16 protein-coding genes and 1 pseudogene are annotated in these 24719 nt (G+C 39.2%); 3 read left to right on the top strand and 14 right to left on the bottom strand.

Features of this window, described 5'->3' with window-relative positions:
* Positions 1-102: 102 nt before the first annotated feature.
* The 11 genes from GN217_RS17180 to GN217_RS19285 all read right to left on the bottom strand — a co-directional run bounded on the left by GN217_RS17180 (position 103) and on the right by GN217_RS19285 (position 16646).
* Complete coding sequence (locus GN217_RS17180; protein ID WP_198042711.1) at positions 103-717, bottom strand: alpha-glucosidase domain-containing protein; 615 nt, start codon at positions 715-717, stop codon at positions 103-105.
* A gap of 578 nt (positions 718-1295) precedes the next feature.
* The gene (locus tag GN217_RS17175) at positions 1296-2177 is read right to left on the bottom strand and encodes a peptidylprolyl isomerase (protein WP_156857886.1); all 882 of its coding nucleotides are present in this window, start codon (positions 2175-2177) and stop codon (positions 1296-1298) included.
* Between the two features lie 79 nt (positions 2178-2256).
* Positions 2257-4446: a Xaa-Pro dipeptidyl-peptidase gene (locus GN217_RS17170; RefSeq protein ID WP_156857885.1), complete on the bottom strand. Its 2190-nt coding sequence runs from the start codon at positions 4444-4446 to the stop codon at positions 2257-2259.
* Positions 4447-4576: 130 nt separating this feature from the next.
* The gene (locus GN217_RS17165; protein ID WP_156857884.1) at positions 4577-7291 is read right to left on the bottom strand and encodes a M64 family metallopeptidase; all 2715 of its coding nucleotides are present in this window, start codon (positions 7289-7291) and stop codon (positions 4577-4579) included.
* A 208-nt stretch (positions 7292-7499) separates the two neighbouring features.
* Positions 7500-9713 (bottom strand): M6 family metalloprotease domain-containing protein, encoded by a 2214-nt coding sequence (locus tag GN217_RS17160; RefSeq protein ID WP_156857883.1) that lies wholly within the window; start codon positions 9711-9713, stop codon positions 7500-7502.
* 117 nt (positions 9714-9830) lie between these two features.
* Positions 9831-11867 carry a Xaa-Pro dipeptidyl-peptidase gene (locus GN217_RS17155; protein ID WP_156857882.1) on the bottom strand — a complete coding sequence of 679 codons (2037 nt, stop codon included), beginning with the start codon at positions 11865-11867 and terminating at the stop codon, positions 9831-9833.
* A gap of 603 nt (positions 11868-12470) precedes the next feature.
* The gene (gene sipW / locus GN217_RS17150; protein ID WP_308425596.1) at positions 12471-13049 is read right to left on the bottom strand and encodes a signal peptidase I SipW; all 579 of its coding nucleotides are present in this window, start codon (positions 13047-13049) and stop codon (positions 12471-12473) included.
* Between the two features lie 45 nt (positions 13050-13094).
* Complete coding sequence (locus GN217_RS17145) at positions 13095-13502, bottom strand: hypothetical protein (RefSeq protein WP_156857880.1); 408 nt, start codon at positions 13500-13502, stop codon at positions 13095-13097.
* A gap of 104 nt (positions 13503-13606) precedes the next feature.
* On the bottom strand, positions 13607-15814 hold the full coding sequence (locus GN217_RS17140; RefSeq protein ID WP_156857879.1) for a M6 family metalloprotease domain-containing protein: 2208 nt from the start codon (positions 15812-15814) through the stop codon (positions 13607-13609).
* Positions 15815-15891: 77 nt separating this feature from the next.
* A complete protein-coding gene (locus GN217_RS17135; protein ID WP_156857878.1) occupies positions 15892-16479 on the bottom strand; it encodes a CalY family protein in 588 nt (195 codons plus the stop codon).
* Positions 16480-16523: 44 nt separating this feature from the next.
* Complete coding sequence (locus GN217_RS19285) at positions 16524-16646, bottom strand: hypothetical protein (RefSeq protein ID WP_255454417.1); 123 nt, start codon at positions 16644-16646, stop codon at positions 16524-16526.
* Between the two features lie 905 nt (positions 16647-17551).
* On the opposite strand from GN217_RS19285, the gene GN217_RS17130 reads away from it, so the two are divergent.
* From GN217_RS17130 to GN217_RS17120, 3 genes are all read left to right on the top strand, one after another.
* Positions 17552-18538, top strand: a complete 987-nt coding sequence (locus GN217_RS17130) for a LacI family DNA-binding transcriptional regulator (protein ID WP_156857877.1) — start codon at positions 17552-17554, stop codon at positions 18536-18538.
* A 197-nt stretch (positions 18539-18735) separates the two neighbouring features.
* Complete coding sequence (gene hisD, locus GN217_RS17125) at positions 18736-20016, top strand: histidinol dehydrogenase (protein ID WP_156857876.1); 1281 nt, start codon at positions 18736-18738, stop codon at positions 20014-20016.
* Between the two features lie 37 nt (positions 20017-20053).
* Positions 20054-21373, top strand: a complete 1320-nt coding sequence (locus tag GN217_RS17120; RefSeq protein ID WP_156857875.1) for a GntP family permease — start codon at positions 20054-20056, stop codon at positions 21371-21373.
* 313 nt (positions 21374-21686) lie between these two features.
* Here GN217_RS17120 and GN217_RS19100 read toward each other — a convergent pair.
* The 3 genes and pseudogenes from GN217_RS19100 to lacD all read right to left on the bottom strand — a co-directional run.
* Positions 21687-22025: pseudogene (locus tag GN217_RS19100) on the bottom strand (group II intron maturase-specific domain-containing protein); the annotation flags it as partial.
* An 86-nt stretch (positions 22026-22111) separates the two neighbouring features.
* Positions 22112-22972, bottom strand: a complete 861-nt coding sequence (gene ltrA / locus GN217_RS17110) for a group II intron reverse transcriptase/maturase (RefSeq protein WP_156857874.1) — start codon at positions 22970-22972, stop codon at positions 22112-22114.
* A gap of 639 nt (positions 22973-23611) precedes the next feature.
* Entirely contained in the window at positions 23612-24583 is a 972-nt protein-coding gene (gene lacD, locus GN217_RS17105) for a tagatose-bisphosphate aldolase (protein WP_156857873.1), read from the bottom strand.
* Between the last annotated feature and the right edge of the window lie 136 nt (positions 24584-24719).

Genomic DNA, 24719 nt, shown 5'->3' with positions numbered 1-24719 from the left:
AAGATGCTTTGAATAAAACGAACAAGAAATTCAAAAAGTTAATCAAAAGTCAACTACAGTATTGGTTTGCGGGATTACCTAACTATATCAAGGTATACCTGCCTAGTTTGGGCTGCGAAAGTTGAGTGAATAATAACCATTTTGTTGTCCACCGCCATAAAAATATTCATTTTCATTTGTAGATAGTGTTTGTACTGTGTTGTTGTTCTCATATTTTAATGGGGCTGCCTCTTCCCAAAGAACCTTGGATTGATTTTTATCATATAAACTCATTTTCGAAGTTCCCTTTTCAATCCTTAATTCTATTGCATCAGTAGATATCCTATGAAATTCAGAATCCTCATCAATATCTACATCTATAGAACCATACTCCTCATTGTATTCGCTTTCATTTTTATCGATAATTCTAGTAACATGATCCGACTTGTTAGGTTCAGGATAATCTGGATACTCCTTTTCTGGATCTAAATGAAGCCGAAAAAGATTTTCCTTTAAAAAGGTTAACTTTATTCCTTCGCCTGTTGATAAGTTAACATATACATCGCCACCATCTTGTGTAATGTCTTCTACTGTACCAATAGATCCTTTCTCTTCAGCTGCATTTATAGTGCCGCTAGCCAGTGTTAAAGTAGTAATAATTACTAGTAACAATAAACTTATCATAAACATTCCTATTATACTTTTTGGCTCTCTAAGTTTATTCGTATTGTTTAGCATCTTAACCTCCATATCATATTCGTTTCAAACAGCATTGTTTGGTTCAAAATCCAATTATGAAATTAATCCAGCTCTAATAATAATTTATGAGTATCATGAGAATATCAGTTAATGATGCACCATAATATCGACACCTCTCTTCTTTTCACTTTCAACGACATAATAAATATATTTCATTCAGAAACTGTCGTTGAAGGCATTTTGCATTCTATTGACCATTCAATATAATTGAATTTTCATTGGGTTGACGGGTCAACCCAACTTATTTACTATTTTTAGAAATTTCTATCATTTCCTATGTAAAACGTACTATTTGGCTTTTGCATCTTAATGGATGAGGAGTTATTTTGTCCGTAAATAGCATTCTATTGAACAGAATCAGGGATTTACGGACTGTATATCCCCCACCTTCACATGTTGGTTTTCCTCTTGTTTAGAGGTGGGGTATTACAGACCGTTGATACGTGATAAACCCCAATTTCTTTTTATCAGCAGACTTACATCATTTTATAGCAGGATTATAAAAACCCTCACAATGCTTTAAGTGAGAGTTTTATAATCCATATTAATTTAAACGTCTATCTACTTGCCCCTGTAACTTCTTGGAAACTATCAAATAGACCTTCATAGGATTCGTTTTTAATGTCTACTATAGAATCTTGAATCATCTGCTCTATTTTTACTTGAGTCTCAACCGTACTGATACTGTTTTTCAAAATTTCGTCGCGTAATTCTTCTTTTACCTCATCAAATGTACCAATTTCCTGATCTTTTTTTTGAATATCATTCACCTTTATAATATGATACCCATAAGTCGTTTGGACCGGGTCGCTTATGTCACCTTTTTCAAGAGAAAATGCAACATTTTCAAATGGAGGCACCATGGTTCCGGCAGAAAAATATCCCAGTTCTCCACCTTCTTCTGCAGTCATTGCATCTTCAGAGTATTCTTTCGCTAGTTCAGCAAAATCTGCTCCTTGTTCAATTTGTTCTAACACTTCTTCTGCAATATCTTTATTCTGTACTAAAATATGCTGCGCACTAATTTCCTTCGTCTTTTGTTCATAAGCCTCTTCCAGTTGCTCATCCGTTATAACAACTTCATCCAATGCAGCCTCCTCTTGAAGTAAGCCTAAGTATATAACATCCTTAAATGCTTCTTCATCGGCAAATCCCTGTTGCTGGATCATTTGATCAAATTGAATACCATAATTCTCTTTTAACTTTTCTAATTCATCAGTGACTTGCTCTTCACTAACATCATATTTCTCTCCCAATACCTGCATCATTACTAATTCTTCCAAGACTTGTTTGCCGTATCGTTCTTGTAAAGCCTCATTAAGTACCTCTTCGGTTATATCCCCGTAGGACGTTTCAATAACAACTCCTTGAGTCTCTTCCTGTTGGCATGCTGTTAACATAGCTATACATAAGATTAGTCCAAAAAAGTATTTCTTCATTCGTTAGCCGCTCCAATCATTGAAGGTTATATTTTTTGAAGATATGTACATATGAGAGGAAGAACCTCTCATATGCTTACTAGTTCTCTGTAAACTGTTTAATAAGGTATTCCGTATCAGCCCATAAAGTATCATAGGCTTCCGATGAAATCACCTGACCAACTTTTTGGAATTCTAGTAGTTGTTTAAAACTTGTAAGATGTTTAACAGCCTTGTCCAATTGATTGTTTTCTTCAAAGTGCTGGATGGATGCGATGTGCATTTTCAATGCATGAGCAGCTGTTTCATTATTAATCTCACCTTGATTAATGAAATAATCAAGTACGTCTATTAAATCTACCGTATGACCTGGAGAAGTACCACCATCCGATCCAATCGCTTGATTAAACGTCTCCTTACCGCCTACTACCGGTAGTTGGATAAAACTTTCTCCTAAAGCGATCTCAATCGTTGCACGGTTACTGTCTGTCATAATATAATTACGATCACTTCCGGTTACAATTATTCCAATCCGGTGTCCCTCTTTGAATACATAATCTTCTGGTAGAGTTTCCCAAGTGAATCTATAACTTCTTCCTGGCTCTAACGGTTCGGAATGCTCAAGAGACTCATAGTTTTGTGCATCAAGCCAACCATGGGTCACAATCTCATATGGTGCTTCATGTGTCACCAATTCTGTCTCTTTATAGCACGCACTGTCCTGCGGTGAGCTTTCTCCCCAACACGTTACAACATCGTCAAGTGTTTGAATCCCCTCTTCTCTTGAACCATGATGGATTCTTTCGTCAGTGCCATAATCCACAATCCGGACTGACAGATTCGTATCTTCTTTATCAACCATTGCCTGTAAATTAATTTCTGGTATACCGCTCATCCGAACATCCTCTGTAAGTTCTGGGGTTAAGAAAATTAAACGATTTTCTTTTTCAGTGAACTCATCTTCGACCGCTTGCTGTTCTGTCTGCGATGGATTATCTACAAATGTTTGTGTTTCTTCTTTGATTACAGGTGCTGTTTGTAACGTTCCTGGCAGGTCCTCTGTTGCAGGCGCTAATCTGATGTCTACATTTTCTGTATTAGCAGCCGGCCATGTTTCTTCATCCTCCCAGTTACCATTTCCTCTTTCAATTTCTACCATCGGCTCATCCATAATTCCGTTATCAATATCAAGCAGCCAATAATCAAACCAACGATGCAATGTTTCTACCCACTCAGCTCTTCTAAAATCAAATGGATCAACATGACCTGTCTGGGTAATCCAAAGTTTTCTTTGCACATCATTTTCTGCTAAAGCTAACCACCAATTGGAGAAATGATTTGCTTTCACATTATAGTCATTGATTCCATGTACAACGAAAACACTAGCATTTACCTTATCTGCATCTTTTACATAATTTCTTTCATCCCAAAAATCATTATAATCACCAGTATCATCATCGGAGGCAATTCTCATCTCTTCACGAATTGGCGCACAATCGGCGACACGCTCGCTGTTTGTTACGCGTCCAGCTAAACCACCCGGACCATTACGGTAAAAAGGAATTCCGCCATAACGGTAATAGTCATACCAACTGCTAATCGCACCAATCGGCACAATAGTTTCCAACCCTTCAATTCCTTGGGCAGCTGCTGCATTTGCCAAAGTTCCATCGTATGACTTACCAATCATACCTACTTTTCCGGTCGACCAGTCAGCTGTAACTTCATTGCCATCTTTATCCCACGCTTTTCCTTTACCATTTAACCAATCGATGGCAACTTTAATACTTTCGGTTTCTTCATACCCACCTGTCGTCGGACATCCATGGGAATTATTAGTTCCAACCATATCAACTAATACGACCGCATAGCCCCTTGGAACAAAGTAGTTGTCATAATAAAGTGGAAACATTGTATTTTCCCCAATACCATCCGGGTCTTTAATTTGGCTTTCATTTCCTCGTCCCATGCTTTCGTAATAAGGACTTGCATCCATAATTGTTGGTACTTTAATCCCTTCTTCCGTTTCCCTTGGACGCATAATATCAATGGCAATCCGATCTTGTTCACCGTTCCGATCACTATCCATTGTTGATTCAACAAAAATAGTTTCTTTAATCGCATCTGTATAAGAATAGACAGGCTGCGTAACCCCACCTTCCATTACAACGTCCGCATTGGCAGAAACGGTTTGCTCTAAACCGTCAACATGTAAAACCGGTGTTGCAACTAAAGCTACAAAACTAACAGATAACAATAGTTTCTTTAATGCATTCTTTGTTCTAAACAAGAAGACCCCTCCATATTTACCAATTTTCAAAGATTATAAGTTGTATATATTCATAGAGTATAAAATTTCCTCGTCAGCCTCACTTGAACCAAAGTTATTCCCCTATATATCTGCACATGGAAATATCTATTTATTTTTCCAATTCTTCATATAATTGTTGAGCTTCGTTAATCAATACAACGTAAGCTTTTTCTACAACAAGTCCTTGCTTATACAATTGATTAAGAAGTATTTCAAATCCTTCAAGGTGTTTAAGCGCTTTGTCATAAGCACCACTTTGTTCAAATGTTTCTATAGAGGTCAGGTGGGTAATGAAGGACCGTTTTGTAACTTCTGTTTCAAAGGTTCCAAGCTCATCAAATTGTTCCACATATTGCTTGATTGTTGCGGCGCTTATATCAGCATCGGAACAATCGCCAACATTAAAGAGTGACAGGCTGTTCGGAGCACCGAAATCTGTGATACTAGAGCTATTGCCATAACACCCTAGTACACCATTGATTGAATTGCCTACTAACACTGGTCCATAGTCACCGTACTGCTCATTAGCAGATAATTGATTGTTCTTATTGAGTATTAACCAACCATTGAAAGTGTTCGCTACTAATGTCGTATCTTTCGTAGTTTCAAAGATATACGATTGTCCATTGACTACTGATTCAATTAACTGGATGGATTCGGCTTTTTCTGATTTAATATCCCCATTAATTGTACTATTGGAAATTAGTATCGAAGCTCCATTTTCAATGATGACATCCCCAAATACTTCTATATTTTCCAGACATATTTGTCCTTCCGTAACGACTAGATCTCCCTCGTAATCTTCTGTTACAGAATGCGAACATGTTAGTTTTTCTCCTGGTATGACAGTAGCTTTAAACTCTTCTGCGTTTCCAATATTCCCAGTAGCATCAATTGCCCGATGTTCGATAAGGTGGGTATTGAAGCCAGGAATAAATTTACCGCCCCGATCCTCTTCAGTAAATGTTCTTTCAAAGGTTACAATTGAAAGTCCCCCAGTTCCAAGGTTTCCGTACGTTAATTCTTTAACATCTGTTCCGGAATGAGAGAACTTAAACGGTGTTCCTTCTGGTTGATCGGGGAATCCGTAATAGTTATACCAACCATCCTTATTTAAACGAAGCTCGCCAACAACATATCCCGGCTGGTCATCTTCAGGATTAAGTTTCATTTCAAACTCATTGAAATAAACATAATGCTCTATTCCACCTGATAATGTAGCTACCGCTTCCGACAACTCCTTAGGGGCTGTTGGTAGACCATTGTCGACTGTCCAAGAAACCGTTTCAAGGGCTGAATCAGGATTATTTGGATCTGTAACAGTTGCACTTAATTCAGAAGCCCCTGCTGGTAAACTAATTTTGCTTAGGTCAAGGAAACGGCTATTATCAGCATCTTCTATAACATTGCCATTTAGTTGCCAAGTTACGTTCAATATACGATCGGTTGGATTAGGTGTTTCAACAAATGCGATTTCATTAAACGCAAGAGCATAGGCTGTTGCAGAATGATTGGTAAATGCGATATCCACTTCAGTCAGTTCTTGTGGTTCACCAATCGTCCATTCACGTATTTGCGTCATTCGAGGTCCATCTAAATAGTTACGATGCCTGACAAATTCTGTCTTATCTTGAACGATTGCCTTGACGGTATCACCTACTTGTACATCTAACTTGCTTAGTTCTAGATGACGGGAATCATTTGTATCAGAAACGACTTCACCATTGATTTCCCATGTAACCTCTATTAAATGAAATCTTGGATAAATCGTATTAACAGCAAGTACTTCGTCTGCACCGATTTCCCCTTGGGGTGTCGATGTTAATGGCATCTGTCCTGTATTACGCATTCCTGTAATGCGTTGTGTCATTTGCTCTCTTGCTATTTGATCAAAATAAAATCCAGTATGTCTCATCATAGAATGTTGACTAGGACGCCATACATTTGAATTATAATACTGGCCACTTTCGTATCCATCTGGATCAGCCGCTCTTATAATTCCACCAGCTTCACTTTCTTCACCAAGCCACCGCCACCACTTAGCTTGATTCTCCATCATTTCTTCAGATGTCATGCGTGTATGATGAAAAGAATTTGGTTCTTGATCAGGATGCGCTTCTCCCGGAACACCACGGTCATAGTAAGGGTACTCATCGGCAATGCCGCCTAATGAATGTCCTAATTCATGCAATGAAACAAGGGGACCTTGTGGGCTACCACCAGTTGTTGTTGCATGAGTACCGCCAATCCCGCCATACGTGTCGGTGTTGCCAAGCGTTAGAGTTTGCACATTCTGACTATTCGCAGGGATTTCAAGTAATGGTGCAACATAGTCCTGCATAATTTCATTTCTAGCTTGGGCTCCACCACTTCCAAAGGTTACCCCTCGTGCAAGATCATCTGCCGGACACTGATTTGCATATTGCAAATTGAATACAGTATCTCTGCGCTCATTCCCATCCTCTGGATCACAACTAATTCCAGAATCTTTAGACGGCGTTTCAACCATATAAACGTTGAAATAATTTCGATAACTGCGGAACGGCTCAACACTCCACTGGACATTTTGGTTTCTGTCGACATGTTCCCGGTACTTGTCCATTTCTTCAGCTGTATATCCATCTCCAAAGATAATGAGATTTAATCGCTCCTCAGCTGGTCCCGTTATTTGTAATGGGACAACATTGACATCCCCTACTTCCAATTCCCCCTCTTCATCTACAGTAGAATTTGCCTCCGTGATATTCCCAAAAATCAATATCAATACAGTGGTGAAGAGCAAGACAAAAAAGGCTTTTTGTGAGATTTGATTCTTTATTGCCATTTTGACACCCTTTCTTTCCTATTCTTTATTACCATTCGCTTGAGTCTATCTCTATAGATAGAACCTGTTTATGGCATCTTTACTCACCTCTGCTTTCGTAGGTATGATTTTTCTAAAAGTAATAGGACTCGCCATATTCCCGAAAAACGATTTACTTAAAATAGGACATGGCGAGCCAATAATTAATGACAGGTATTAATCTATCAGCCTACTGATTCAGCAAAAAATCTGTATAATCGTATAGTGCATCAGCCGCTTTTTCAGCTAACGATCCATTGTTTGAGTATTGGTCAATTAAAAGGGTGAACCCTTCTAAATGTTTAACTAGCTTTTCAGCATCATTTTGTTTCTCAAACTGCTCTATTGCTGTTAAATGCGTCGTTAGTGGTCGGACAGCTGCTTCATCAGCATCCCCACTATCTGCAAATAATTGGACTAAAGCTTTCAGGCTTGTTCCATTTACTTCGCCTAACAACACATCAACATCAGATGATGCTTGTTCAGTATCTGTTTCGGATGTTGCTGTGAACGTTAGCTGTGCTGGTTGCTGTTCACTTTCAGGGACTTTCACGTAAACTGGAGCCTCCACTGTTTCACCAGCTTCAACTTCAATCACATGATGAAGCGTCATTGTCTCCCATCCCGCATCTGTTTCTGCTTGGATTCGGACTAAGTCTGTTTCTTCACCAGTATTTGTTACGCTAAAGGTATGTTTTGCAACTTTGCCTGGTATTGCTCGTTCTGCAGAGACTGCAGCAGCTTCAACACTACGTTCAAATTCTCCAGCACTGTCTAAATGACGGACAGATACCCGGTATGAAAGCGCTCCGACATCGTCATATTTCTTATCTAAGATGTAGAAATGCAAACGATTATGCTCATCGATATACTCGCTTACGATATCTTCATCCGTCCCAGCTTTGAAAAGTGCATCTGCAAGCTGCTCTAGACCACCCTTCGAAATCATGGCAGTAGTACCGTCAGGCCGTACAAAATCCTCAATTGTTATATCCTCAGGCTTTGCATCTACTACCCAAATATTAGGCGCTGATTCGGTATTTTTCGTTTTTGCAATCAATACTCCTGAATCATGCGTAAAGGAGTCATAGCCCACTTGATCAACAACTTCAATCGTGTAGTTGTCATACCACTTAGCTCCACGTTGCATATCCGCTCTCCAGTCATCTTCTAAAGAATTAGGGGGTGTTAAATCTTCCATTTCGATGTTGATCCCCTTCAGATCATCCCGTTTAAAACCTTCACCAGATGGAACAGCTCTCGCAAGAATATCTGCAAAAATTGGTCCCGTCTCCGCTAGCTCGTCGCGATCAATGTTCAAGTACTGATTCTCAGACAGAAAGCCTTGTTTAATTTTGTTACGCAACATATGATGTGGTGGTGTTGATCCACCTTGGATAGCCGGTATCATCCATCGTGTATGCGAGCCTCCCGGACCATTAAAACTTCCGCTGCTCATCAGTTCCCAAGAACCAGCATAAGTACGGGATACTGGATTTCCATAGGGGTTATTATAGTTATCAGCTAATCCCATCAGATGACCAAATTCATGGGCATAGGTTGCCATACCATTACTGGATCCTTGAATGGAAACATTTCTGCTTGCACTGGACCAAACAGATTTAGCTGCAAACCAAGAAGTCCAAGGCACGTAGCGTGTATTTACCCAGTTCGGTAAATCCTCACCAAGATTTGCTGGTGGACCGAATTCATCAGGAATTTCTTCTGGACTATTAAACATCATTTCACCAAATTCCTGCCAAACTCCCGTCTCGGCATATCCAGAATGCAAAATAAATATAAAGTCATAGTCGATTCCTGATGCATCTAAATCTGCCTGAGCTTTATTGACTGCCTCTGATCTTAAAGTCATCGGCGAATATCCTGGAGGTATAAAATCTTGCTGGTTGAATTCATTCAAACCGTATTGGAACTCTTTTCCATCCATCATATAGGGGCCATAAGCATCAAGATCTACCTGCCACTTTCCGTTTGAATTTTCCATCCAAAAATCGCTAATCGTACGGTAATTATTTAATGACTGTGGTGTGTTCAGATAGTCCAGCCAAAACTGCGGCAGCTCTTCTCTTGGAACGTTACCAATCTGTGGATTTCCAGCCGGATCTGTACCCTCGGGCTTTGTTACGACAAATTCCAGGTCAGGAAACTCTACTAAAACTAAAGCCCCTTTCAATTCCCTCTCCGGTTCGACATCTACTTCATCCCAGTTCAAGCCAGGTACAGGATTGAAATCATCCCAGGTCATATCTCGAGGAAGTTCCCAACTCTCTATATCTACCGGATCGGGAAAGGCATCCAGGCCGTTCGGTGCAGCAAATACCAAAGGAGAAAATGTAATTAAAAATACTGACATTAATAGAAATGAGCGTTTTACTAATTTCATATTAGTAACCTCCACGGACGACGGGGGTTCTTAAGTATCCCCATCTCTCAAATTGTATTTTTAATAGAACCTTATCAAAGAGTAATAGCGATGCTGAACAAGAAAGTAAAGAGCAACCTAATCGTTTTTATCTATCAATATATCAACGTCATGCTGCAAAATATCAAAAACTTCTTTTGTCATATGATCAGAATGGTAGTTCAACAGTAATTTAAATCCAGCTAGATGTTTACTAGCCTTATCTGTTTCATCTTTTTCCTCAAAAAGTTCGACAGCTGTCAAATGTGTTTGCAATTGACGGACTGTAGTGGGATCAGTGATTGACCCTTCATCTTCATAATAGTTAATAAGATCTTTTATTTGCCTTATACTAGTTGGCTCCCCCGTAATATCACCAACGAGTGGCAATAATAAATAGCTTTGCTCTGGATATATCGATATAGTTGTTCCTGGTTGTGGACGAATCGTATACTCGTAGTCACTGGATATAAGAACTAGACCGATTCGGTGTCCTTCTGCCACGTCATAATCTGTAGGCTGCATATTCCAAGTAAATGTATATGGCTTATCTGGTGTTATGGCTACAGATTGTGAATCCGATTGTAAGTTTTGCGGATCCATCCAGCCACGTGTAATGATCCGGCTACTCTCATCCGGTCCATAATCAACGAGTAAGGCGGTAAGATTTGCTACAGGGCGATCTATGCTCGCCTTAACCGAAACAACCGGGGTACCACTAATGCGGTAAGCGTTCGTTAGTTCAGGCGTAACATATGCTTGCCTATTCTCCATGTCCTCCAATGGATTTTGCACCAATGTTTGTGCTCTAATGGACGAATCATCAATTACTTGATAAGAAGTATTTGTATCACTAACAGGACGGTGACTTAAATTCCCCGACTCCGTACTCCCAGAAGTAAGATACAATGCTGTATCTCGGACGTCCTCATGCGGCCATGCGTTTTCTGTCACCCAGCTGCGGTCTTCCTTCTGTTTATCAACCATAGGCTCGTCCATAATTCCATTTTCAATATCATAGAGCCAGTAATCGAACCATTTGTTCAGGGTTATCAGCCATTCCTCATTTCTAAAGCTATACGGGCTTGAATGTCCGTGCTGATGAATCCATAGCTTTCTTGGCACATCATGCTTTTCAAGTTCTTCCCACCACTGGGTAAATTGTTTAGTCTTTACATTCCAATCATTTAGTCCATGCACAACAAACACACTTGCTTTAATATTTTCTACTCCATTTAAATAATTTCGCTCATTCCAAAATTCGTTATAATCTCCTGTTATTCGGTCTTGTTCCTCCTCAATTTGATTCATCAGATCAAGGCAAACCTCAGGATTGTTACGAGTTAGGACCGCTCTCGCAAGTGAATCTGCATCCTCCCCTTGGTAGCCTCCTGGAGCAACAACCGCACCGTTTGAACGGTAGTAGTCATACCAACTACTAATAGCACCAATTGGAACAATCGTTTCTAATCCTTCAACCCCTGTTGTAGCTACCCCATTCGGTAAGGTCCCATTGTAGGAAACTCCTGTCATACCGACTTTCCCCGTCGACCAATCAGCAGTTATTTCTTCGCCGTCTGCATCAAAAGCTGAAGCACGTCCATTCAACCAATCGATTACCGCTCTAGTCGCTAGCACTTCCTGCATATCCCCTGATGTTGGGCAACCATTGGACATACCGCTACCAATACTTTCAGCAAGAATGACAGCATATCCTCTTGGCAAGAAATAGTCATCATAATACCCCGGCAAATCTGCGGCGTAAGGCTTACCACCAATAGGGTTAGGATTAATCGGGGTCAACTCTACATCTACATTGTGAAAATCAATTGGATTCAGACCTGCACGATAAGGACTTATTTCATAAATAACAGGAACTTTTAATCCTTCTTCCGTTTCCTTTGGTCGAATAACGTCAGCCCTAATCCGATCATTTTCTCCGTCCCCATCACTATCAACCTCTGTTTCGATAAACACTCTCTCAACAATAGCTTCTTCTTTGGAAAAAACCGGTTGAGTCATACCTTCTTCTACTACAATCATCGGGGGTTCAACAGTTGACTCCTCTGCTATATTAGCACCGAGAATCATTGGAAGAATTAAAACTAATAAAAAAAATGGTATGAGTTTTTTCATATCTTCAACTCCAATCCGATAGATATAACTCCATCCACCTAATCTAGTCTTAAATACTAACTTGCCAATCTTGGAAATGATCGTTTGAAACAGTTGAGAAAGCGCCATCATTCAATAGTGAAGAGGACTCCGTGAGATTTAACCATAATACTTAAAATGACACGTGGGACGACCAGCCAAATAACGGATAACTCTTTTTACAACAAAAAAAGTCTACTCACCTCCCATTCGTTTAGTAAAGGCTCATAGATGTCAATTATTTTCCGTTCTGTAGTTTTTCTTACTCAATTCTGTCCCAACTAAAAGTCTATCCCCCTTTCAAATATATCAAGATGTATTTCCATATTGTTGGAATCTTGTATATAATCTAACATTTATTGACTCCTTTGTCGACTAATTGTTTGGATTATTCATACTAAATGAACAAAAACTACTATCTATATGCATGAGTTTACTTCCCGGATAAGGGGATGAACCTATACTAAAATTGATAAAAGAATAGCAATTAGTAAAATCCCTCAGTTAAAAGGATCGTCATCAAACACAAAAGTTTATGGACGAGCATGCAACATAAAGAAGGGCAATAGTAAGTGCACTACTCCCCTAGTCTGTTACTTTTGGATCTGTTAATGTTTCTTTTCTTGTTTTATCCAACATCCGTACAGTTTGCCAAATCGTTATAAACGCATAAAGCATCAATAACAATCCAGGAAGAATTAACAGAAGTGCTGCACCTTCTTTCGTATTCGCAAAGCTAACAACATAACCGGCATAAGGAACGGTGACTCCTGTATATTCTCCGATAATATTTTCAGCGAGGACAGGCTCACGATCGACACCATCATTGGCATCTCCTTTTGTTATATACGTTTGACCCTCACTACCGACTTCCTCTATCCGGTGGGTTACCAACACTTCTTCTTCCGTAAGAAAAGTGACAATATCGCCTTCTTGAAACCGAGTCGTATCGCCTCCAGTTTTAACAAATATGATCGATCCGGTTTTTATTCCAGGTTCCATCGACCCTGATAAAACGGAATTAATTTGATAGCCCAAAATTGTTGAATTTCCTTCCGACATCTTTGAATTTACCACTAAGACCATCGTTAAAATTAACACAGCAGTTAATAACATGGATACCATAAAATTTAAGTATTTATACCACTTTTTCTGCTTCAACATCATCACCTCAGGTATGCAGATTCGAATCTTTTTAAGCTTCCGACTTTAGTTTGATGGGTCATCATCAATTACTTCTTCATTTATTCCATTAACATCTTTTTCTTCAATTTCCCCGTCCTCATCTAGCTCTTCTTGTATCTCATTCACTGCGTTTTCCAATGTCTCCTCTTCTGCCGCTATTTCTTCCTTATTTTCGTTGTCCATAGCCTCCTCCTCTGTTTCTGCCATTTCATCTGTAGCCGCTTCTTCATTATCATTTACATCATCAGAATCTCTTTTCTCTTGGACTGTGATCTCAGCTGCAAATGTTGTTTCAACTGTCTGCTCTTGATAAAAATAAGCATAGGTCGGTAAGTTAATATGATAAACACAGATAAATAATAGATAAATAATAATAAAGACTTTTAACACAATGTTTATCAATTTTACATCCTTTTTAAAAATATGAAACATCTTATTCACTCACCTTCATTTGCTAACCCTTTGAAAAAATGAGGCTGGGACATAACATCACGCTTCTCGATGAGCAGTTATGCCCGAGCCCGACTGGTATCTCTCTATCTTACAAGATATTCTGTATAATCTATTAACGCCTGATATGCTTTTTCTGACAGCAAACCATTATCTGCAAATTGATTCAGAAGAACAAGGAACCCTTCTGCATGTTTTGCAACTTTGTCATTTTTCCCCTCATCTTCAAATTGTTCAAGTGAAGTTAAATGTATTTTTAAAGTACGGGCTGCAGATTCATCAACATCACCGTTCTCATTAAACAGATCAAATAATTTGTTGATACTTGCAGCACTAATGTCGCTTAGTAAGTAGTCGACATCAGTTACTGTTTGCTCAGAATCTGTTTCAGAAGTCGCGGTAACCGTAAGTGTTGATGGAATTTCAACCCCCTCAGGCACTTGGACGTATACTGGAAATTGAATTGTTTCACCAGCTTCGACTTCTATCACATTTTGTTCAATTTTCGTATCCCAGCCAGCATCTGTGTCTGCTTGGATTCGGAAAAGATCGGTTGTTTCTCCAGTATTTGTCACGTTAAAGTAGTGAGTTGCAATCTTACCAGGTACAGCACGCTCCGCTTCCCCAATTTCCGCAGTCACACCGCGTTCAAAGTCGCCAGCTCCATCGAGATGACGTACCGAGACACGATAGGACATGACGCCATCTTCATCATACTTCTTATCTAAGATATAGAAATGCAGGCGGTTATGCTCATCCACGTACTCACTGTTTATCCCATCACCTGTTCCAGCCTTAAATAAAGCATCTGCTAACTGACGATAGTCTCCGAGAGAATACATAGCTTCTGTACCATCCGGTCGAATGAAGTCGACTTGCTCAATATCTTCATCATTAGCATCGATTACCCAGATGTTTGGTGCAGATTCTTCATTCTTAGTTTTGGCCATCAATACTCCTGAATCCGGTGTAAAGGAATCGTAGCCAACACGATCAACTACTTCAATCGTGTAGTTGTCATACCATTTAGCACCACGCTGCATATCTGCTCGCCAGTCGTCACGCAGAGAGTTCGGTGGCGTTAAGTCCTCCATCTCGATATTGATGCCATGGATGCCAGTCCGGCCAAATTCCTCTCCTATCGGTACAGCACGTGCAATAATGTCTGTAAAAATTGGACCAGTTTCAGCAAGCTCATCACGCTCTACGTTTAGATACTGATCTTCATCTAAAATGCCTTGTTTGATCTTATTACGCAGCATATGGTGGGAAGGTGCAGAGCCACCAAGTGTTGGCATAACCATCCAACGCGTATGTGGACCACCCGGACCATTAAAGCTTCCACGACTCATAAGCTCCCATGGACCTGAATAAGTGCGTGAAACTGGATCTCCATAAGGATTATTATAGTTATCCAGTAATTCCATGATGTGCCCGAATTCATGTGCGAACGTACCCATTCCATCATTTTCCCCTTGTACGGAAATCCCGTTCCTTATATTTGCATGGGACCAGATGGACTTTGCCGCAAACCATGAAGTCCAAGGTACATAACGGGTATAAGCCCAATTTTGCGAAATTTCCAGGTCAGCAGGAGGACCAAATTCGCCAGTAACAGCATCTCTGTCCATGAACATCATTTCTCCGAATTCCTGCCATACACCGGATTGATCGTAGGCTGCGTGAAGAATAAATATAAAATCATATTCTTCACCTGATGCATCAAGGTCTGCCTGAGCAAGATCTAATGCATCACGCTGTATATTTCGCGACTGATACCCTGGTGGCATTGAGTTTCCATAGGATAAACCATATTGAAACTCCCGCCCGTCCACACGATAAGGTCCAAAAGCATCTAGATCAACCCCCCATTTACCATAAGAGTTTTCTTTCCAATACTCATCAATGGTCCGATAATTATTTAACGGCTGTGGAGTGTTTAAGAAATCCTCATAAAATTGACCTAACTCTTCTCGAGGAATGTCTCCAATTCCGATTGGATTTCCAGCAAGATCCGAACCTTCTGGTAAACTCGCAACAAAATCTTGGTCAGCAAAATCTACAAGTACTAAGGCTCCCTTTATTAAACGCTCCGGTTCCCCTGATGCTTCATTCCAGTTAATACCAGGAACTGACTTGTAGTCATCCCATACCATATCTTCTGGTAAAGTCCATGAATTGGTATCTACTGGATCGGGAAATGAATCCAGTCCAGAGGGTGCAGCTAACACGTTTGGCGTGTTTAACAAAAGCAAGGCAGCGGTCACAATGAATGACTTTTTGACTAATTTCAACTTGCTCTCCCCAATCTTTAACAAAATAAAATTAACAAGACATTTTCAGCAAACAATACATTTCATAGATTGCTAGATTATTTTTGGCTTCCTGGGTTTTGAGTCGCAACGAACGTCCATTTTAAATCTAAGGAATCACCCTGGAACTGGTTTTGGTCTCCACCATTATCAACAAAATTAAATTTAACTACGAAATCATCCAATGAATTAACTGGCAATCCTTTTTCACCGAGAGCTGGATAAAAAATATGTTGGTTGATAGCATCTGGTGTCATTTCTTTTAATTCTGCTAAAGTAGTTCGATAAATAACCTCATCCAATTTATCCACATTGTATAAAAATTCAACTTCGATATGGTTTGCAAAATCCTCGGTATTGTTATTATGTGCGTCATGCACCGTATAGTCCGTTTCCAGTGTAACCTTTTCAATATCTAGACTACCGTTGTTTACTAGTTCAAAACTGCGAATTATTGAATCACCAGGTGCTAAGTTTTCAACCTCAACAATTGTTGATGGATTTACTGATAGATCCAATGTACCCGCGGCAAATGTATTGTTTGTTACTTCCGTTGAACTGAAATAAGCAAAAGTCCCTCCAGCAATGAGTGTAATCCCCAATACAGCAGACATTGCCGCCATCCCTAACTTTTTCTTGATATCCATTTGTACTCCTCCTAAAATTTTCTATCATTTCCCCATCTATTATGTTAAGTAGCTCTTGCTGCAGTACCATACGTCTCTTCAGCAACAGAAAAAGCTATTGCTTTCCAAATAACACTAATAAACGATAAAAGCGGCCAAATGGCAAGATGACGTATGTATTTTGACACAAAAAAAACACTATTCACCCCCAATCTTCTCGTTTTAGGTTCATAGATGTATTTTTATAACATTTGCTGAATAAAATTATAGCAGATTTTACAGAATAGTATACAGTTTTCGAAAAATTGATTCTAATTTACTAGTTTCGACAACTAGCATAAGGAATAAAGAAGGTTTTCCATATAGTTATTAGTGCCTGGTCATTTTTATTAACTTTTGTCAAATTTTATCAAAAGCTAGATACTTGTCCTTGTCTACTTTCGCCCGACTTGATAGACTTTATCCACAGTTTCTACAGCCAAGCCTGTAGCTGTAAAGGAATCTCACCAGTTATTGGACATGCCGGGCACGCAAGAAAAAAGCTTTCTTTTTAAAACTTGAGAAAACTTTTTTCTCCTAAATTGCGAAATTAAATGCAACAAATAAACAAAAATGGAAATAAAGGGGCTCCTCGGAAAGAGTATGGATAACACCCAGAATTCATCGAGTCAAGGGGATAATTTTGACATTGGAAAATTGACGTTCACCCCGCCTCTATATCTTGGTAGCGCAACTCAAATGAATGTCTCAATGGACTAACTCCAAAGTAAAACTCTTATAAAACTGTATAAATTCACCAAAATCTTGTGCACTGCTATGCGTAAAAAAATGTATACACATCACTATCCAGTGCATCTAAAATCCTACTTAGCAGTGAATCTTCTTTTTAGAGATAACTTTTATCATAGTCAATCCTCAAATCTTCTTTCCAAACCTTTTAATATCTGTATCAATCTTTTCTCTAACTTTAATGTTATCCATTAGCTTTCCTCCCGAATAATAATTGGCTTGTTACATAACTTTGTCTCCCCTCTCGTCTCACTTGTGCTAATATAATAATTACCTATTATATTATTGAAATGGAGCATTTTTTATGGAAAAGAAGGTTGTTTCGGCTTGGGATGTTGCGCATCTCGCAAATGTTTCACAATCTACAGTTTCACGTGTTTTCACTCCTGGTGCCAGTGTTGCTGAAAAAACTAGAAAACGAGTATTAAAAGCAGCGAATGAATTAAATTATCGTCCAAATGCACTGGCTAGAGGCTTGACTAAACAAAAGACAAATATGGTTGGATTAGCAATGAAGGATATTCAAAACCCCTTCTATCATGAAGTATTAGGTATGTTTTCTCAAAAATTACGAGCGAAAGGTTATAATATCTTATTTTTATATACAGAGAATGAGGAAATTCAGCAAGAAGAGCTTAATTATTTCCTGGAATACAATGTGGAAGGAATCATTGTTACAGATGCTGTGATCTCCTCGAAGCTCGTTTCTAAAATTCATCATAGTAACATTCCAATTACTCTATTTAACCGATATGATAAAAATATACCTTGTAATTCTGTTTCTTGCGACAATATCACTGCTTCAAAGGAAATCGCCTCCTATCTTTACAACAAAGGAATACGAGATATTGTTTATATTACTGGAAAGAAGAATACTTCCACTAACCAGGAGAGACAAAAAGGCTTTACCGATTTCTTCCGAGCTAAAAATATTGATATAACAATTCTAGAAGGTAATTATACTTATGAAGAGGCCTTCCACCAAACAAAGAAATTGATTGCGAACGGTCATTGTCCTGAAGCCATTTTCGGTGCAAATGATATAACAGCCATCGGTGCACTGGATGCTTTAAAAGAAAATAATATTTCTGTTCCTGACGAAACCATTGTAATTGGATTTGATAATATAAAAATGGCTGCCTGGCCTTCATATATGCTTTCTACCTGGGTACAACCAATTGAAGAAATGGTCAACGAAACAATTAATTTGCTTATAAACAGCAACCAAAATGATAAGGTGCAAACCTTAAAACTAAAAGGAAGTTTCGTCCATCGTAAAACAACTAATTAAAATAAAATGTTTAATTCACCTTGACAGATGAAACCGTTTTCTAGTAATATCTTTTTAAGACTATTTCTTAATAGTCTTTTATTTTTTAGTAAGTTTGCATACGTATGCAAACTGCTAGCTACATAAGTTGGGGGAGCTAAGTATGATTAGATTCATCTTTGCATACGTATTCAAAAAATAAAAGGGAGAGAATTTAAGTGGCAATTTATTTAAAAGAAGGTAGAGTAAAAGAGGATATTCAGAAAGATGATGCTAAGGTTTCCGAGATTGTTCGGTCTACAATTCAAATGATTGAGGAAGATGGCGATAAAGCAATTCGTAGTCTCTCCGAAAAGTTCGATAACTGGAGTCCAGAAAGCTTTCGTCTCTCAGATGAACAAATTAAAAAAATATGTGCTTCTATCCCTGAACAAACCGCAAAGGATATAGAATTTGCACAAAATAATATTCGCCAGTTTGCTGAAATCCAAAGAGCATCGATGAAAGACGTTGAAGAAGAAACCATGCCTGGTGTTATTCTCGGGCATAAAAATATTCCTGTAAACAGTGTAGGCTGTTATGTTCCGGGTGGTCGTTATCCAATGGTTGCATCTGCACATATGAGTGTTTTAACAGCTAAAGTTGCTGGTGTAAAACGTGTCATCGCGTGTACACCACCAATCAATGGAGAAATACCCGCTGCAACAGTATATGCAATGCATCAAGCTGGAGCAGATGAAATTTACATTCTTGGCGGGATCCAAGCAATGGCTGGGATGGCAATTGGTACAGAAACAATTGATGCTGTAGATATGATTGTTGGACCAGGAAACGCATTTGTTGCAGAAACGAAACGTCAGCTATTTGGCCGCGTCGGTATCGACTTATTCGCAGGTCCAACGGAAACATTGGTTGTTGCAGATGAAACAAGTGATCCAGAAATGATTGCGACGGATATCCTTGGTCAAGGCGAGCATGGACCAACTTCACCAGGAGCATTAATTACCACTTCTCGTGAAATTGCTGAAGAAACAGTTAAAGAAATTGAACGTCAATTGAAGGTATTACCCACGGCTGATGTGGCCAGTGCTTCCTGGGAAGATTACGGTCAAATCATTCTTGTTAAAGATGAGAAAGAAGCACTTAAAGAAGCCGATCGCCTCGCATTTGAACACGTGGAGATTTTAACCAAAAATCCTGATTACTTCCTAGAGAACATGACGAACTATGGCTGCTTATTCTTGGGTCCAGAAACAAACGTTGCGTATGGTGATAAAGTGATTGGGACAAACCACACTTTGCCGACAAAAGGAGCCGCAAGATATACTGGCGGTCTGTGGGTAGGTAAATTCCTTAAAACCGTTACATACCAAAAAGTTACATCAGAGGAACAAAGCGCAAATATCGGTGAGTATGCTGCACGACTTTGCCAGCTAGAAAACTTTGCTGGTCACGCGGAACAGGCATTACTGCGTGTTCGCAAATACGGGAAAAAATGATGTTTATTTTAATTCTCGATGTAGGTAGGTGGCATATATGATTAGCATGGTCGGGTTAATTGGTGGTTTAATTCTATTAACTGTTTTAGTAATGAGAGGAATGAACCTCCTTGTTGTGGCTCCACTTTCTGCAGTTTTTGTTGCGTTACTTAACGGTTTACCATTATTCCCTCAATTAGCTGGAGAAGGTCAGATGGACTTTGTTACAAGCTATATGGATGGTTTCGCAGGCTTCATTACATCATGGTACCTTATGTTTTTAGCAGGTGCAATTTTTGGTAAAGTAATGGAAGATAGCGGTGCCGCAGATAGTGTTTCAAACTGGATCATTTCTAAAATAGGTATGAAAAATGCTGTACTTGCTGTTGTCCTTGCCTGTGCAGTTTTAACATATGGCGGAGTTAGTCTTTTTGTTGTTGCCTTTGCAGTATATCCTATGGCTGTTAGCTTATTTAAGGAAGCAAATTTACCGAGAAGATTTATTCCTGCAGCACTCGCTTTTGGCTCAACAACATTTACTATGACATCTGCTGGGTCACCAGAAATTCAAAACTGGATTCCCATCCCTTATCTAGGCACAAATCCATATGCTGGATGGGAAGTCAGTTTAGTCGTTGCTATTTTCATTTTTATCTTTGGATACTGGTGGTTAATGAAAATCATTCGCAGGGCAGTTAAAAACGGAGAATACTTTATTGAAAGAGAATCAGATAATAAAGAGGTAAGAACAAGTATACCTCATCCTTTCATAAGTTTAATTCCTTTATTATCTGTTCTAATTGTATCCTTTATTTTTCATGATTCTCTGCAGCAATCTGCGCTGATCTTAGCTTTGCTCAGCGGGATCATTACAACATGGTTATTCAATAGAAAATACTTCAGAGATTTTTGGAAAGCAGTTGGGGAAGGCACTACAGGTGCCTTAGTCGCAATTGGGAATACAGCTGCTGTTGTTGGGTTCGGTGGAGTTGCCAAGGTTACACCAGCATTTGAAACTGCTGTTGATTATATGACGAGCATTCCAGGTAATCCATTAATTGGCGGGGCTATTGCAGTTATTGTAATTGCTGGTTTAACAGGTTCTTCATCTGGCGGCCAAACAATTGCATTACCTATTTTAGGCCCACACTATTTGGATATGGGTGTGAGTGCTGAAGCACTACACAGAACCGTTTCACTTTCCTCAGGAACATTAGATTCCTTACCGCATGGCGGGTACACGGTAACTACAATCCGAGCCATTTCCGGTGAGACGCATAAGAGTGCATACCCAGCGTTCTTCTGTGTAGTCGTTCTCGTACCACTAATTGCAGTCATTCTTGCGATAGCGTTATTCTCATTAGGATTTGGAATTTAATTTTAAATGACTTCTTGAACCGTTCCTCGTGTCCCAAACCAAAAAGACCCCATCTTATTGAAGCATCTTTAATGGTTTAGGAAATTCAAGGGGCGATCTTACTGTCTTACTAGTCGTGGAACAAGGTTCCATTTCGTAGTTACTCTTATATAAAGAATTTATAGAAAAAGGCTGCAAGTGAAGAGTCTAAGAAGTAAATTACAAGCTGGTGGAATTGTACTAATCCCACCTTCATAAATCGAGTAGATGACTAGCCATTAATTGGCTAGTCGACCTCTCACACCACCGTACGTACGGTTCCGTATACGGCGGTTCAACCTTTTAAGTATCGTAGCTCATAAAGTGTGGACAAATCTTTTAGTCCCCACTTTGTGAGTTTTTTTTCTGTTATGGCACGGTGAATGATGCCATTCTTGGATGCACGCCAGTATCCTTTGCGAGTATTGGCTAATCTCATTGCATTTTCATGGCTGATTCCGTATTTACGAAGCATCTTATACCTCGTTCTTACGCGTTTCCATCGTTTCCATATTAGTTGTCTTAATCGGTGATGTAGCCATTGTTGGATTTCTTTTATGAATGTCTTCATATTTGAAATGCCGTAGTAGTTAATCCATCCTACGGTCGTTTGATTTATCTTTGTAATTATTTCATGGAATGTTCCCGGTTGTTTCCGACTGGTTAATTTCTTTAGCTTCTCTTTGAATTTTCGTTTTGCCGACCTGCTAGGTCGGCAATTTACTTTCCCATTAGGTTCTGTATGTTAAATCCAAGGAATGTAGCTGTTGTCGCACCACTTACCTTACTTTTCTTTTGATTAATGGTAAGTCCCAAATCTTTTTCTACAAACTCGGTTATACTCTCCATCACTCTTTCACCAGCACGCCTGCTTTTAACGTAAATGACGAAATCATCTGCGAATCTAACGAAGCGATGTCCTCGTCTTTCCAATTCTCTGTCCAACATATTTAAATAGACGTTAGCTAAAATTGGAGATAGTGGGCCACCTTGCGGGGCGCCTTCCGTGGTTTCAATATAGATATCCTTATCCAGGATACCTGAACGTAAGAAGCTCCATACTAATTTCAGTACAATTTTATCTTTGATAAAATATTCAAGGTATGCTCTTATGCGTTGGTGGTGTATTGTGTCAAAGTAACTTTTCAAATCACAATCAACAACGACTTTGTAACCTTCTTGATAATATTCCTTGGCTCTTTCTATTGCTTGGTGCTGATTTCTTCCTTTACGGAATCCAAAGCTATTTTCCGAGAATTGAGGGTCGATGATTGGGTCAATAACTTGAAGGATTGCTTGTTGAACAACGCGATCCAAAACACTAGGAATTCCTAGAAATCTTTTTGAACCATCAGCTTTTGGAATGGCTACCCTCTTTACTGGTTGAGGTTGATATGTACCATCTTTCAGCTTTTGTTTCAGTGGTTCATAGTATTTAAGCATGTGGCTTTCAAGTTCATTTACCGTAATCCCATCTACTCCCGGTGCACCTTTATTGGCATACACTCTCTTATATGCCCTCCAAAGATTATCGTCCGAAGTTACTTTTCCAATTAAGTTGATACCATCTTGTTTCTCCATATCCATGCGACATCCCTACACTCTCCCATTTACCCTTCCGTTTCCAACGTATCTCTCCATGGGTAGTCATCTCTCTGGCAAGTGCCACGATGATTTTCTGTGTTTAGGCGGGCGATGTCTGCACCTCCTTGTTTTCCAAGATTTAAGATTGTTTCACCCTTCGTTTCCTGTTGGAAACTACTATGGATCCTGCTGACTTCTCACGATAAATCTTTTTCAACCAGGCAGCTATTTGCCTGTCCGTGAGACCTCCCCGGGTAAGAGCTATAACCTTCCTCCCATGTAACTGCTGTATTTACTGTATGGAATTCGTGCAGTATTGGATTTCGTTTTGTTTCGCAAACTTATCCATTCCAATTCAGCCTTGTATACAGTTTCTGTTCGTCAGTTCGGGATTTTGCGTCCGGCTTCCTTTAGATTCCTCCTCACAGAGGACACACTTGCCATTCGCTAACAGTTCCTACTGCCAAGCCTGTAGTGGACTTTCACCACCAAGTTATAGCCCATGCCGGGCGCACGAAAAAACGGAGGATTGCATCTGCAATCCTCTGTTTTAGAATAAAGTGTTTTCCCAACAAGACTTTTTATTCGTTATTATCGTCTTTTATTGGGCTCATCAAAAGTCCTACTACGTTTCCTCTACCACCAAGGAGTAGCCGTTTTATCAATAACTTCGTTTAATTCCTCAATATTTTTTCTTCCTTGTGATTGTAACCAATCTATGGCTTTCTCACTACCATGTTCCGAAAATACGTTTACACTATCTTTCCATGTTGCTCGTCCACATAATACGCCATTAAATTTAGAACCAGCCTCTTTTGCAAATATTAGTGTTTCTTGAAAAAGTTCGGCAGATACTCCTGCACTTAGGTAAATAAATGGAATATCACTTATTTCACTTTGCTGTTTAAAGTAATCGCTAGCCTCTTCCTTCGTATATACTACTGTTCCATCCGTATACCCTTCAACAAATGCCATATTTACTGGGACTTCGACTTTTAGCACATCCACATTAAAGCGATCATCCGAAAACACCTTCATCGCCTCATTTACTTTTCGTGGTTTTACTTTTGCATAAGCCTCACCTTTAACATCGCTAACTTCAGCATCGTAAGATAAGATTTCCAGGAAAAATGGTATTTCTTCAGCAACACATTCTGAACCAATTCTTTCAACAAATGCATGTTTCTGCTCATTAATCTCTGAAGATTCATCAACATCATAGTAAAGTAGAAACTTAACAGCGTCTGCACCTTTTTCCTTTAGACGTTTTACTGACCATAGAGGTAATAAATCGGGTAAACGTCCACGTTCTGTTGCATCATATCCGGTTTCTTCATAAGCAACTAAAAGACCCGTATCCTCATCGCGCACTGCAGCGGCGTCCCAACCATACTCTGGATCTAGTAAAATAGAAGAAGAATATGGAGTTAACTCTTTTGAGATATGAACTTTAAACGCTGTAAGTGCTTCTTCTACATTTTCTATATCAGAATTAGCCATCATTTTTTTCAATGAACCTCTTTGATCAATTGCAAGTGCACTAATAACTCCATTAGAATTTGATAGTTTCTTAAGCAGTTCTGTTTTCCTTGCCGTTAGTTTTGTCATGTTTAAAAACTCCCTCTATATACTTTGATTATCTTCAAAATGCTCCTGTTTTCTTAGAATTACTCAAACGCCATTTTATAGAATGTATTGGTGGGCATAGTGTTCACTCAGAGTGCGGAATATTCAAACAGGGTTT

It is taken from the genome of Oceanobacillus sp. AG (assembly GCF_009746545.1).
GTDB classification, from domain to species: Bacteria; Bacillota; Bacilli; order Bacillales; family Amphibacillaceae; genus Oceanobacillus; species Oceanobacillus indicireducens.
Note: the sequence above shows the minus strand (reverse complement) of the source record. Positions and strands in the feature narration are given on the sequence as shown.

Excerpts from the sequence above, each read along its gene's own strand:
- GN217_RS17180 (WP_198042711.1), bottom strand. The coding sequence starts at position 717 with ATGCTAAACAATACGAATAAACTTAGAGAGCCAAAAAGTATAATAGGA.
- GN217_RS17175 (WP_156857886.1), bottom strand. The coding sequence starts at position 2,177 with ATGAAGAAATACTTTTTTGGACTAATCTTATGTATAGCTATGTTAACA.
- GN217_RS17165 (WP_156857884.1), bottom strand. The coding sequence starts at position 7,291 with ATGGCAATAAAGAATCAAATCTCACAAAAAGCCTTTTTTGTCTTGCTC.
- GN217_RS17160 (WP_156857883.1), bottom strand. The coding sequence starts at position 9,713 with ATGAAATTAGTAAAACGCTCATTTCTATTAATGTCAGTATTTTTAATT.
- GN217_RS17155 (WP_156857882.1), bottom strand. The coding sequence starts at position 11,867 with ATGAAAAAACTCATACCATTTTTTTTATTAGTTTTAATTCTTCCAATG.
- sipW (WP_308425596.1), bottom strand. The coding sequence starts at position 13,049 with ATGTTGAAGCAGAAAAAGTGGTATAAATACTTAAATTTTATGGTATCC.
- GN217_RS17145 (WP_156857880.1), bottom strand. The coding sequence starts at position 13,502 with ATGTTTCATATTTTTAAAAAGGATGTAAAATTGATAAACATTGTGTTA.
- GN217_RS17135 (WP_156857878.1), bottom strand. The coding sequence starts at position 16,479 with ATGGATATCAAGAAAAAGTTAGGGATGGCGGCAATGTCTGCTGTATTG.
- GN217_RS17130 (WP_156857877.1), top strand. The coding sequence starts at position 17,552 with ATGGAAAAGAAGGTTGTTTCGGCTTGGGATGTTGCGCATCTCGCAAAT.
- GN217_RS17120 (WP_156857875.1), top strand. The coding sequence starts at position 20,054 with ATGATTAGCATGGTCGGGTTAATTGGTGGTTTAATTCTATTAACTGTT.
- ltrA (WP_156857874.1), bottom strand. The coding sequence starts at position 22,972 with ATGGAGAAACAAGATGGTATCAACTTAATTGGAAAAGTAACTTCGGAC.
- lacD (WP_156857873.1), bottom strand. The coding sequence starts at position 24,583 with ATGACAAAACTAACGGCAAGGAAAACAGAACTGCTTAAGAAACTATCA.